General features: G+C 45.3%; 14 protein-coding genes. All 14 read right to left on the reverse strand.

What is annotated here, in order from left to right; translation table 11 throughout:
• Positions 1-8 precede the first annotated feature (8 nt).
• The 14 genes from MKQ68_RS20270 to MKQ68_RS20335 all read right to left on the reverse strand — a co-directional run bounded on the left by MKQ68_RS20270 (position 9) and on the right by MKQ68_RS20335 (position 12,924).
• Positions 9-1,286, reverse strand: a complete 1,278-nt coding sequence (locus tag MKQ68_RS20270) for a glycosyltransferase family 4 protein (RefSeq protein WP_264280689.1) — start codon at positions 1,284-1,286, stop codon at positions 9-11.
• The gene (locus MKQ68_RS20275) at positions 1,286-2,392 is read right to left on the reverse strand and encodes an N-acetyl sugar amidotransferase (RefSeq protein WP_264280690.1); all 1,107 of its coding nucleotides are present in this window, start codon (positions 2,390-2,392) and stop codon (positions 1,286-1,288) included. Before MKQ68_RS20275 ends, MKQ68_RS20270 begins: the two co-directional genes overlap by 1 nt.
• Positions 2,393-2,400: 8 nt before the next feature.
• Entirely contained in the window at positions 2,401-3,159 is a 759-nt protein-coding gene (locus tag MKQ68_RS20280; protein ID WP_264280691.1) for an AglZ/HisF2 family acetamidino modification protein, read from the reverse strand.
• A gap of 4 nt (positions 3,160-3,163) precedes the next feature.
• Positions 3,164-3,772: an imidazole glycerol phosphate synthase subunit HisH gene (hisH, locus tag MKQ68_RS20285; RefSeq protein WP_264280692.1), complete on the reverse strand. Its 609-nt coding sequence runs from the start codon at positions 3,770-3,772 to the stop codon at positions 3,164-3,166.
• Positions 3,769-4,458 carry a hypothetical protein gene (locus MKQ68_RS20290; RefSeq protein ID WP_264280693.1) on the reverse strand — a complete coding sequence of 230 codons (690 nt, stop codon included), beginning with the start codon at positions 4,456-4,458 and terminating at the stop codon, positions 3,769-3,771. The genes hisH and MKQ68_RS20290 overlap by 4 nt, the downstream gene beginning before the upstream one ends.
• A 440-nt stretch (positions 4,459-4,898) precedes the next feature.
• Positions 4,899-6,341, reverse strand: a complete 1,443-nt coding sequence (locus MKQ68_RS20295) for a lipopolysaccharide biosynthesis protein (RefSeq protein ID WP_244844777.1) — start codon at positions 6,339-6,341, stop codon at positions 4,899-4,901.
• Between the two features lies 1 nt (position 6,342).
• Entirely contained in the window at positions 6,343-7,407 is a 1,065-nt protein-coding gene (locus MKQ68_RS20300; protein ID WP_264280694.1) for a nucleotidyltransferase family protein, read from the reverse strand.
• Positions 7,408-7,411: 4 nt separating this feature from the next.
• Complete coding sequence (locus MKQ68_RS20305; protein WP_264280695.1) at positions 7,412-7,969, reverse strand: formyltransferase family protein; 558 nt, start codon at positions 7,967-7,969, stop codon at positions 7,412-7,414.
• Between the two features lie 70 nt (positions 7,970-8,039).
• Positions 8,040-9,188, reverse strand: a complete 1,149-nt coding sequence (locus MKQ68_RS20310) for a DegT/DnrJ/EryC1/StrS family aminotransferase (protein WP_264280696.1) — start codon at positions 9,186-9,188, stop codon at positions 8,040-8,042.
• Between the two features lie 3 nt (positions 9,189-9,191).
• Positions 9,192-10,190 carry an NAD-dependent 4,6-dehydratase LegB gene (locus tag MKQ68_RS20315; RefSeq protein ID WP_264280697.1) on the reverse strand — a complete coding sequence of 333 codons (999 nt, stop codon included), beginning with the start codon at positions 10,188-10,190 and terminating at the stop codon, positions 9,192-9,194.
• Positions 10,174-10,755 carry a Gfo/Idh/MocA family protein gene (locus MKQ68_RS20320; RefSeq protein ID WP_264280698.1) on the reverse strand — a complete coding sequence of 194 codons (582 nt, stop codon included), beginning with the start codon at positions 10,753-10,755 and terminating at the stop codon, positions 10,174-10,176. Before MKQ68_RS20320 ends, MKQ68_RS20315 begins: the two co-directional genes overlap by 17 nt.
• A 29-nt stretch (positions 10,756-10,784) precedes the next feature.
• Positions 10,785-11,204: a Gfo/Idh/MocA family protein gene (locus tag MKQ68_RS20325; protein ID WP_244844787.1), complete on the reverse strand. Its 420-nt coding sequence runs from the start codon at positions 11,202-11,204 to the stop codon at positions 10,785-10,787.
• Between the two features lie 4 nt (positions 11,205-11,208).
• Positions 11,209-11,787: an acyltransferase gene (locus MKQ68_RS20330; RefSeq protein WP_264280699.1), complete on the reverse strand. Its 579-nt coding sequence runs from the start codon at positions 11,785-11,787 to the stop codon at positions 11,209-11,211.
• A gap of 6 nt (positions 11,788-11,793) precedes the next feature.
• A complete protein-coding gene (locus MKQ68_RS20335) occupies positions 11,794-12,924 on the reverse strand; it encodes a DegT/DnrJ/EryC1/StrS family aminotransferase (protein ID WP_264280700.1) in 1,131 nt (376 codons plus the stop codon).
• Positions 12,925-12,935: the final 11 nt, after the last annotated feature.

Below are 12,935 nucleotides of genomic sequence, written 5' to 3' on the forward strand. Positions count from 1 at the left end.
ATTTATTCTTATATGTGCAAGAGTTTCTCAACTGCACTTAACTCAGCTTTGAACCGGTCTTCCCAGCTCCATATTTTTTCTGACCGGGTTGTTTCGAGATTAGCTTTTAACCTTACCTGCTCACTTTCGTTTTTTAATACGGCTACCACATCGACTGCAATGGTTTCGACCTCAGTTTGCTGCAGGTCTTTGGCATCATCTATATCATATATAAGCCCGTTGTAATTGTGTTGTATCCAATTGCCTGTACCGCCATTATTTAACGTCACGATCAGCTTGTTTGCCTGGATGGCCTCAATAAGCGGGTTTCCTACATTCGACCCTTCATACATAGAAATGAATACGTCCGCAGCACCAAGAATGTGTTTAACCTCTGATTGGTTAACGGCACCTAAAAAAGTAACGCTCGAGCTTATTCCCAAAGATTCGGCCAACATTTCAAATTCCGTCCGCTTAGCACCTTCCCCTACAATCACGTAGTGCGCGTCAATAAGTCCTAATTGCATGGTGGCATGTGCAAAAGTTCGTAAACACCGGTCAACACGCTTATGATCATCCAACCGGCTGACAGATATCCATACATGGGCCACGGCATCTAACCCCAGCGACTTCCTGTATTCCAGGCTTTTAGCGGGGTCAGCGGGCGTTTGGTCCACGCCGTTCACCAGGAACCTGAGGTTATTCAGATGTTTGGAAGATAACTGGCGTAACACCCAATCTCCCTCTGTACCGTCGTTGGTCATGATACACAGGTCCGAACTTGTTCTTAACCCGTAAAAGGTTTCCGCGTTTGTTACCTTACGTTGCCAGTATCCTCTTCGCAGCCATTCCCTGACAAAAACAACGCCCTGGAAGCGAGCAATTACACGTGACTTACCAGATAACCGGAATACTTTTAACAACCTTGCTGCCAAAAAACCTGGCATCTCGTAACCATAAAGCACGTCCACCTTATTACCGGCGAGATATCTTCGGCCTTTTAGAAAAAGCATGATGATCGCAAGGTAACGGCGCAGGCGCACTAAGACTGCTACGAGCACTTTGTTATTAAGCTTGTTAAGCAAATTGGTGCCGGGAATCTCGAATCGCCGAACATCTACTCCTTCCGGAACGATCGGGTCTTCATAGTAGTAATTCCCTTTGTTAGAGCTATCCCTGGCCACTATGTAAATCACCTTCCACCCCGCCTTTACATATGCCTCCGGCGTTTTTCTGATAACCTGGATCGACTTAGCCTTAAAATCATCTCCGGACAAAAACAACACGCTGTTAACTGGTGACATCATTACGCGTTTTTTTTGCCTTTCAGCTTTCTCCAGATATTGAAAATCCATTCGTCCGATGCGTAATCAAGATGTTGCTTCGGAGGCGCCGCCATCATGGCCCCGAACTCTTCCTCGGAAAAACCGAGTTTCTTGAGTACGTATTGCCTGTCGTTCTTCAACTGTATCGGATCGTAAATATCTTTTGCTAATTCTTGCAGAGCCTCGTCGCGGGTGATCTCACCATTGCGGATCTGGGCAGATAAGTGCACTTTACGCTTATCGAACTTGAATTTCGTGGGCAAGATATAAGCCTGGTAAAACTTCGTAAATACAGACTCATAGTGTTTTCCACCGTAGTATTCCCAGCCAAACTCTCTTTTCAGCGCTTCCATGGCATCTACCTTACTGTAATTCACACCGTTCAGGATCTCAATGTAAGTACCGCCCAAACCAAATAACTTACTCAATTGAAACTTCACAGAGTTCATCGTCGGGAAGTTTTTAATCTTCTTTGTTCCGAACTTACTTTGAATATCCCTGATATTCGTTAAATCCTGCTTCCTCCAAATCCATTTCAACGGCATCCCGTGCTCCGTTACATAGTTACTTCCAGACAAAATATATTTCAGCTTATATTTTTTTCTAAGCTGAAACATAGTTGCCATGATAGCATGGTCGGTTAACATTTCAATGTCTACCACTCCCGCCTTGAAAAAAGATCTTTGCAAGTCTTTGAACTCCGGCCAGTCAATAACATAGGTTGCCAGGTCATAATTGCACTTCTGTACAATTTTTTTGATATTCGATACCGCAATCTCGGAGTTCCAGCCATTATCGAAATGCACACAGAGTGCTTTCAAACCAAGTTTATGCGCTAACAACGCCACATAGGAGCTATCAACACCGCCGCTCAATCCGATCACGCAATCATATTTATTAGCATCGCTATGCACCATCTGCTTGATCTTCGCAAGATTCTCCTGCTCCTGTTCGGCAGTAAACTTCATTTTGGGAAGAACGATCGCAGCTTCCAAACAATAATTACATACTCCCTGCGCATCAAAACGGATATCAGGATCCGTGGTATCCATGACGCATTTGGTGCATTGCTGTTGTGTATTTTGCATAAGTCTAGTTACTTATTAATTTCGTTTAATTCTGATGATGAGGGATAAGATATGAGAACGGCGCGGTGCGGCCCCTGGTATACAAAGAGGCTTCCCGCCGCTGCCGCAGAAGCCCCCGATTTTATTGCTTTTTTGAAATCCATCACAGTGGATGCGCCACCGCAGGCGATCAATGGCACGCTCACCTGTTCGCTCACCCTGGTGATCAAGTCAAAATCATAACCAGCATAGGTGCCATCGCGGTCAACGACATTCAAAAATATTTCCCCGACACCCGCGTCTTCGAGGCGTTTTGCGTGCGCCAGCACATCTGTGCCTGTCACCTTTCCTTTAACATGATCGTAAACCAGTTGTTTACCCCACATATTTTTCTTTACATCAATCGCACCAACTATTGTTGAACTTCCGAATCTCGCACTGGCCTGCTCAACCAACTGTACACTTTCCAGCGCCTTATGATTAATAACAACCTTTTCGATCCCGATCCTGAGTATCCTTTCTATATGCTGCAAAGAATTAATGCCGCCGCCGTAGCAGAGTGGCATAAAACACTCAGTAGACAAGTCCTCGAGCATGCTCCAATCAGGGTCGGTGTTCTTTTTGGAAGCATCTATATCGAGAAAAATAAGTTCATCTACTTCTTTTTCGTTGAATATTTTCACCGCATTTATCGGGTCTCCCACGTAGCTCCCCTTATCGAACTTTTGTGTTTTCACTAAACCTCCCTCTCTCAATAGCAGACACGGGATGATTCTTGCACGTAGCATTTGCTTAATATTTTGTCATAAAATTCCTCAGCAACTCCATTCCGAATTTATGGCTCTTCTCGGGATGAAATTGCACGCCCAAAATGTTCTCTTTCTCGAACGCTGAAGCAAAAGGCCCTGCATACGCAGTCTCCAGCAATGTATCCCCCGGATCGTTCGGCTTCACATAATACGAGTGAACGAAGTAAAACCTGCGGTCGGTATAAGCTCCCTCTAACAATTTAGATTCCTTCACTTTCGTTACCGCATTCCACCCCATGTGCGGAATCTTGAGGCCGGGCTGTGAAGGAAAGCGAACAACGTGCGCATCTATCCAGCCGAGACCACTCAGTTCACCCTCTTCACTCGCTTTGGTCATCAATTGCATACCAAGGCAAATACCTAAAACAGGAACCTTTTCAACCAGCGCCTTATGGTTTAGGATGGGCAACCACCCCCGCTCATTAAGATGTTTCATCCCGGAATCAAATGCGCCCACCCCCGGAAGAATGATACGGGAGGCTTTCTCCAGTTCTTCCGGCGTATCAACAATAACAGATTCATGCTGAATCCTGCTGAGCATATTCCTGATCGAGCCAAGATTTCCTAGTCCGTAATTGACAATAGCGATCATTTTTCCTTATATAAGTTAAGCCATTGAGAATGCCGAATACCCCAACTCGACAAATTATAAATCTTTTCAGCGTTTGCTGCTGCACTGCTTTTAAATGTTTCATAATTCTCAAAGCAGTCCGTAAGCAGTTGCGCCAGTTTATCTTCATCGAAATACCAGAATTTGGCCCCGATATTAAGAAAGGTGTCGTATGGCAACCAACTGCCGGCAAACAAAATACTCCCGCAAAAGATATGCTCCTGCAGTGATGCGGACAACGCGTCTGTTTTTTGTGCGTTTATTACTACATCCGATGCGATCCTGATGTAGCATACTTCCTCATCCGTAAGGAAGTAATCAAATATTTTAAAACCAATTGTTCCTGCGTTTAACGCCTGCTCAATCGATGCTTTATATTCCGCTGAACCACCGTAACCAAAAGGAAATGCCAGAAAAATCCTTCCTTTAATACTTGCCGGGAGTTTTTCCAGGTTCTTTATGATATACAAATGTTGCTGTTCCTCGCGCGCATTATATCCGCAAGTGATCACGATCCTATCCGGTGGCATGCCCAGCGCCACTTTAGCGTTATCTGCAGTTAACCTTGCCTTCATTTCTTTAAGTGTATCAAGCTTTTTGATACCAAACCCGACCAATAGAATCTTATTGGCATAGCTTCCATAATACTCGTTGAAATGCGTGATCATCTGCGGATTGGTGATAGCAATGGCATCCACTTCATCAAAAAGCGGCCTTAACCGCTCCCTTACACCGTTATCCGCACGGTAAAAGTCTGATCCCCATATCACGACAGACAGCCCACGGGCCAGTCTCCGGAAATCTTCAAGGAAAAAATTGTAATAAGACAGTGCATAGTGTATGCCAATATGCCCGTACCTTACTTTTATTCCCGACAGGTAATACCTGTAGAAAAATACACGCAGCAGTGTGCCGACCTTCGGAACCGCGAATATTTTTTTCAGAAATTTAAGCCTGGTATGCTCCGTTTTCGACCCGGAGGGAATATGGACAGTGTACATGTTGATCATATCCAATATTTCCACCTCATAGCCAAGCGCATATAACTCCCGGCATAGTTCATCTACGAACGGAAAAGAATCCTTATGATTTGTAACTATGGCTATTTTCATGACCCTGCGCCTCCTAAGAATTTATTTTTCATCCAACCAACCAGATATATAAAATGTGTTCTATATAAAAGCAGCAATAAAACAATACTTATTGCATGACATGCCCACAAGGTCAGCGCTGTAAATATACCAAAAGTTGCAACATAGGCATTTAGTATCACCACTACCAGCGCAATGAGGGTGGTTTTCATATCAAAGCCGACCTGCAGTAGTCTTTCGCTCAGGTAAGTCCTGGTCAGGAAAAACAGGATATATGACACGCCGGTGGATAACGCGGCTCCTTGGGCCCCGAATGCGGGGACGAGCCACACGTTTAATAAAATATTTGAAACCGCTGCTACACTCGTTATAATTAAGTGGAGATAGCTCTTGTTCTTAAAATTGATGGCCCCTACGGTTATCTCAGAAAGTGTATACATAATTGGCATCAATACGAGGAAAGGCATAACCGTGGCTGCAATGCGGTAATCGCTGGCAAAAAACAGAATGATAATATCTTTAAAAGCGATCGTGAGCAATCCGCAGATAAACAGTATTAAGCTCATGCAACTGAATGCCCTTCTGAATAACCGTGTATTATCGGCAGATTGGCTTTCATATGCTTCGTAGGCGACGGGCGTCCAAAAGTTGGAAAAACCGACCTGCAAAATTGTTAGTATCGCAACAATACGGTATCCGGCAGAAAATATCCCGATTTCGTGGAAGTCTGTGTATTTCTTTAACGCCAGTTTGTCAACCCCTTCGAACAGCCACCCTACTATAAACGCAGGCACGAAGGGAAGGCCAAAAGCCAAGAGCCCCCGCACCTTGCTCCAATCTACTGCTGCTTTCGTAAGCCACATCTTCTTTTGCCACGCCAGTCCAATAATGCTGCCAACCAGCAAGGATACCCCTGTGCCATATAGTATCGCGTAGAAACTATGATCAGCGAGCAAACAGTAGATGTAAACCGTGAGTACGTTTGTAATCGCTACAGCTACCTTTATCACCGAAAACATGCCCGCAGCCTTGCTCATCCGAAAATACAAAGAGGCAAATCGTTCAATAATACCCACAAATAAAGTGATTGCCAGTATCACGACAATATGCCACTCCTCCGTATTAATCAAGAACCGGCTTATCTCCCGCCAGCAAAGCAGTGCGCCGGCAGCGACCACGACGTAACATAATAGTACGGGCGTGAGTACGTTCCAAAGAAGTTCATGTGGTTTATCACGATAACTCTTGTCGTAAAATCGCCGAACGTACGACTGGTCTACACCGAGCGTTACTATCTGGATCAGAAAGTTAAACGCTAAGGTAAACATGGAAGCTTTGCCAAACTCGTCGGGAACAATTAATGCAGATATCAGTGGTGTAGACAAAAATGCAATGCCCGCTGCCAGCCAGTTCCCGATCGAGAATTTTACAAAAAGTTTAAGCAAGCTGCCCACATTCATACTAAATGGCCGGATTAATGTTTATTACTTTTTGATATTCTTTCCATTCCCCAATGTCGCTCCACGACTTCTCACTCACCGGGAATACGCCGACCCTGCCGCCTCTTTTCATTATTTTTTCGATCAGATGGGTAATATGGAAAAATTCGTTCTCTGGTATTTCCTGTAAAAGATGATGCTCCAGGATATACAGTCCGCAGTTAATCATGAACGGCAGTTGTGGCTTTTCCTTAATGTCGATAAGCTGGCCGTCTTCCCCACTCTCCACTGTGCCATATGGAATGCTGTAGTTCTTTACAGAAGCTACTAAAGTTAATTCGTTATTTTTCTCTTTGTGATATTCGTAAATCTCGGAATAGTCCTGGTCGATTATAATATCGCAGTTAGACACAAAGAAGGTTGAAAACAGTCTTTCTTTCAGCAGATGTAAACTTCCAGCGGTGCCGTATGGTTTGTCTTCTTTGAAGTATTCGATGTTTACGCCATGCTCCACGCTGTCCATATAAAACTTAATCATCTCCGCTTTATAATTCACAGACAGGTAAAAATCCTGGCAGCCTATTTTTTTGAAGCTGTCGATGATTACCTCCAGCATACTCTTATCCCCAATGGGAATCAACGGCTTTGGGATAATATTGGTTAATGGCCGCATACGGGTGCCATAACCGCCCGCCATAATAACGACCGGAACATGCAGGTCTTTTCTTTTGGCAGGAGGAGGTGCATTGAGTAAGTCTTCGTAGAAGTAAACACGCTTTAGTTCCTGGTTGGCACCTACGACCGGCATAAACTCCAACCTCATCGAAATCATCTTTTGCTTGATTTCTTCGGTTGAAGTATTTTCATCAGCTATGATGTAGTTGTCGCGCATAACGGTGGCAACGTGCGTATCCAGCGGAAAGTTTTTGATGATCGCACGTTGGATATCTCCGATAGATATTAATCCTATATACCGGTCTGCGTCCATAATGACCAGCAACTTGTGCGACACATCGTCCATTCGCACCAACGATGCCAACAGGGAAGTTTCAGGCGAAATAGTTATCGTCTTGATTTTAGTATTCATAGATTTAACTATTGTTTGTACCGGGAAATATCTTTACGATGTACTCCTTGCCCTGATATGTAAACCACAACGGGTGTTGCTCATTATCCGCGATCCGGAGATGATTAAACTGTTCCCGGATCGACTTATCGATATCTAACATATCGTCGGCTTTACGGCGACGCGGGAAAACAGTTTCTTCGCCCGATTGTGCGGTACCTGTATCTTGCGGATCGAAGTTCTCTATGTAAGAAAGGCTCATTTCGATGATCTTGTTGCCGAGCTTACGACGCATCTCGTCATAAAGCTCCGTTCCTTCGAGCACAAGCATGTCTTTCATGTAGTATGGTCCGGCATCGAGGCCTTCGACTGCTTCGAACAATGTAAGTGGAATTTCATTCATCCCGGCAAAGACCTGCCACTGCAGGGGAGAAAATCCCTTGCCACGCGGGAGATCGCTCGCATGTATAACGATGTTGTGGCTGTTCCGGTCCAGGTAGCCTTGTGATATGATCCTTCTGCAACTTAGTAAAAAGCATACATCACCCTGATCAATATCGTCCTTATCAAAGACATATTTCACATCATGCCCCTTTGCGGCAAGTGACGCTTTAAGCTGGTGCCCATATTCAATGAACCAGCTTACCAGATCATCAGTTAGAATGGTTATTTTCACCTAAGATGTCCTTTAGTGTTGATACAATAAACCCTACCTCCTCGTTAGTAAGTGAACTATACATGGGAAGTGTGATTTCGTTATCTGTCACATACTCGGTAGCAGGCAATTCGTGCCTGTCACTTTTATAGATGGAGAACCGGTGTGCGGCAGGATAGTGAACACTGGTTTGTATTCCTCTTGCATGCAAGGCATTCCGTACTTCGTCACGTTTCGTGGCGTCACTGTTTTTGAGTACGATCGGAAATATGTAGTTAGATACAAATTCCGGTGTGTTCGCGAAAGGTACGAATACGCCTTCTACATCTGCGAACGCCTGCTCATAAGCCTTCCTAACGGCAACCCGCTGTTCCAGATCGCCGGGAAGTTTTTTCAGCTGTTCTATGCCTAAAGCAGCGAGAATATCATTCATACGGTAATTATAGCCGAAGTCTACCACATCATACGTGGTGGCATGCCCACTTGCACGTTGGTAAGACATCGTTGTCATACCATGCGAGCGCAGTAACCTGGCCCTGTCTGCATACTCGTCATTGTTGGTAACGAGCATTCCGCCTTCGCCGGTGCTGATGTTTTTATTCGAGAAAAAGCTGAAACATCCGACATCTCCTATGGTACCGAGTTTTTTTCCGTGGTAAACAGACAATGGTCCGTGGCAAGCATCTTCAATTACTCTGAGGTCGTGCTTTTTCGCGATCGCCATAATACGGTCCATATCGCAGGGGAAGCCCGCAAAATGCACTACCAGTATAGCACGCGTTTTTTCAGTTATCAGACTTTCTATCTTACCTGCATCGATATTCATATCCTCAGGCCCCGCGATATCGCAAAAAACAGGCACCGCATCCACATAACGGATCGCGTTGATAGACGCCACGAACGTCATAGACGGGCAGATAACCTCATCACCGGCACCAACGCCGGTAAGTTTAAATGCGAGGTGTAACGCCGTTGTACAGTTCGACAGGGAAACAGCATGTTTTACCTGGAGAGCGGCAGAAAACTGTTTTTCAAATTCCGCACAACGGGGTCCAGTGCTTATCCATTTGGAGCGAATTGTATCCATTACTGCCTTTTCTTCGGCCTCGTCGAAATTCAGTTTAAATAGCGGTATCTTAAATTCCATTTTCTAAATGTTGTAGATGTTAGCCTTATAGTGTGCCAGATTTCCGGGCTTCCGGAACCATTCAACCGTTTCCGCCAGACTGCGTTCGAACGTGTATTGAACATCCCAGTTAGTATATTTTTTTATCTTCTCATTTGAACCAAACAGCCTGAACACTTCCGACTTTTCCGGCCTGATGCGCGATGCATCGGCAACAATCCGCGCCTCAGGATTAATCTGTGAGATCAATATTTCCGCCACCGCCTTTACCGTAATCTCGGATTGGGTGGCGATGTTACAGTCATGCCCAATGAGTTCTTCCGATTTCGCAATCTCCACGAACCCGTTCACGGTATCGCGAACATACAACAAGTCGCGGGTAGGTGTGATATCGCCGAGTTTAATCTCGGTTATACCGTTCAATAACTGGGTGATGATGGTGGGAATTACGGCTCTTGCAGACTGTCGTGGACCAAAAGTATTGAACGGCCGCACGATCGTCAGGGGAAGATCGAAACTCCGGTAAAAAGACTCCGCAATACAATCGGCCCCGATCTTAGACGCCGAGTATGGAGATTGTGGCTGACGCGGATGCTTTTCATCGATCGGCACATACTGCGCGGTGCCATACACCTCTGAAGTAGATGTTACGAGCACTCTCGAAATGCCGAGGTCCTTTGCAGCCTGAATGACGTTAAGCGTGCCTTTAACGTTAGTATCGATATAAGAATCTGGCGAGTGATAACTGAATGGAATGGCGATCAGTGCTGCGAGATGGAAAACGATATCGATGTCCTTCATCGCGGTACGTACACCGTTCGGATCACGGATGTCGCCGGCAAAGATTTCGATGTTATTCAATTGCTCTGGCGACAACGTATCCAGCCAGCCCCAAGTGTTAAAAGAGTTGTAGTATACAAAAGCCTTAACAGAGGCTCCTTCGCTGATCAACTTTTCAACAAGATGGCTTCCGATAAATCCGTCTGCGCCGGTTACAAGTACCTTTTTATTTCTTAACTCCATTTAAGGCATATATTTTTTCGATGATATCAACTACTTTCAATCCTTCTAATGCGTTAGTGGTGATGGTCGCACGGTTTTTCAATACATCCACCACGTTATCGATCACATAGTGGTGATTCTGAGCAGAGCCCTTATACGCGCCATAGTCATTACCGGGATTAGTAGCCTGCAGTGTCGGCATCACATAATCTTTAACATGGCAATGCTCCACCTCGTTCATATACTGACCTCCGATTTTCACTGATCCATTCTCCGCGATTACGGTCATACTGCTTTCCAGGTTTTTATTCCAGACAGACGTAGAGAAATTCAAACATCCAACGCCACCGTTTACAAAGTCGAAGCTCACGATGCCGGAATCTTCAAAATCTGTAAGGCTGGCGTGGTTGAAGTCCCGGAAGCGCCCCTGGATATTTTCTATATCACCAAAGAGCCAGTACAGGATATCGATGAAGTGTGAAAACTGCGTGTATAAGGTACCGCCGTCCAGGTCAAGCCTCCCATGCCAGCTATCGGGTTTATAGTAACGCTCATCCCTGTTCCAGTAACAATTCAGCTGCACCATGTATATCTTGCCCAGCTTGCCGGATTCGATCAGTTCTTTGATCCAGACAGAGGGGGAGAATACCGGTTCTGCATAACGGCAAAAACGTGTTTGTGCACGTTCAGCGCTTTGTATATAACTTTTTCCGCGTCATTTTTTGTAAGCGCCATCGGCTTCTCTATCACAATGTGTTTGCGTGCCTCCAGGCATTCCAGTGCGTGCTGCGCATGGAATCCGTTTGGTGTCGCAATATTAACCACATCAACAGCTAAGCCCGATTTTAATAGTTCTTCTATTGAATTGAAGATCGGCACATTAAATTGATCAACACCAAGTAGCGCTTTGTCTTTTGTATCAACTACAGCTACCAGTTCAGCCTCATCGTTGCGTTGAATCATTTCGGCATGTCTTTTACCGATATGCCCGCAACCAATCACCGCAAATTTTATTTTTTGATCAGATGACGTCATGATGTTAGTTAGTTTTTTTACGTACTGAATTGTTTTCGATTATGTATTCATCCCCATTTTCCGGACAAGTTGCTCGTCCCTCCTGGTTAAATGTCAGCCGGTGTCCGAACTCACTCATCCATCCAATTTGTTTGGAGGGATTTCCTACCACCAACGCATAGGCTGCAACGTCCTTAACTACTACCGCGCCGGCGCCGATAAAAGCATAGTCACCAATATCGTGACCGCATACGATCGTAGCATTTGCTCCAATGGTAGCACCCTTACCTACATGCGTTTTAGCATATTGCCCCCGCCGGTTAACAGCACTCCTGGGGTTTGTAACATTCGTGAATACACAGGAAGGCCCTAAAAAAACATCGTCTGCGCATGTAACACCTGTATAGATCGATACATTGTTTTGCACTTTAACGTTATTGCCCAGCACAACCTGAGGAGATACCACGACGTTTTGACCGATGTTACAATTCTCGCCTATAACAGCGCCGGTCATGATGTGAGAAAAATGCCAGACTTTCGTGCCAGCCCCGATAACAGCTCCCTCATCAATAGCTGCTGTTTCATGCGCAAAATATGTAGCCATGTTTTTTTAGTTACCTTGAAAAAATTCAATCACGCTCTGTTGAATATGCTCCAACTGCTCCTGGGAAAGTTCCGTGTGCATCGGCAACGATAACACACTTTCGCAAAGCTCCTTGGTTACATTCAGCTCGCCGGCAATCCTGCTCTTGCCTTTGAAAGCTTCCTGCTCGTTCAACGGCAATGGGTAGTATATCATGGACGGTATACCTTTGTCCTGAAGATAATCCTGCAGCGCCTGCCTCCGTTCGGCCGGCACCTTTAAAGTATACTGGTGAAATACATGTGTTGAGCGCGGGTTCCTTGCGGGAATCACAAGCCCGGGCACATTCCGGAAAGCATTGTCGTAGAAATCTGCTGCGTGCCTTCGCTTCTCGCAATACTCATCCAGATGTTCAAGTTTTATATCGAGAATTGCCGCCTGTAAGGTATCTAGCCGGGAATTGATGCCGATGTATTTATGTACGTATTTACGCTCCTGACCATGATTAGCGATCATGCTTAGTTTAGCCGCCAGCTCCTCATTGTTGGTATACACGGCACCACCGTCTCCGAAACAACCGAGATTTTTAGAAGGGAAAAATGACGTACACCCGATATCACCTATCGTACCTGCTTTACCATTATATTCACACCCGCTGTATTCAGCGCCTATGGCTTGCGCCGTATCTTCTATCACATATATATTATGCTTGCGGGCAAGGGCCATGATAGCATCCATGTCCACACACTGGCCGAATAAGTGTACGGGCACTACAGCTCTCGTTTTCTCTGTAATTGCCTGTTCAATAAGATCAGCGGTCAGATTGAAGGTGTGCGGATCTACGTCTACCATAACGGGTGTAAGCCCCAGCAGACAAATCACTTCGGCAGTAGCTACATATGTGAAGGAGGGTACAATGACTTCGCTGCCAGGCTCCAGATCAAGTGCCATAAACGCGATCTGTAACGCATCCGTTCCATTCGCACAGGTAATTACTTTTTTTACTGACAAGTAGTTCTGGAGATTGATGGCGAACTTTTTAACTTCAGGACCATTGATAAAATTTGCTTCGTCCATGCAACGAATCACCGCTGCATCAACGCGGTCTTTGATATGAGCATACTGCCTTTGCAGGTCAACCATTCGGATCGGTTCCATATTCATTATTG

It is taken from the genome of Chitinophaga horti (assembly GCF_022867795.2).
Taxonomy (GTDB): Bacteria; Bacteroidota; Bacteroidia; order Chitinophagales; family Chitinophagaceae; genus Chitinophaga; species Chitinophaga horti.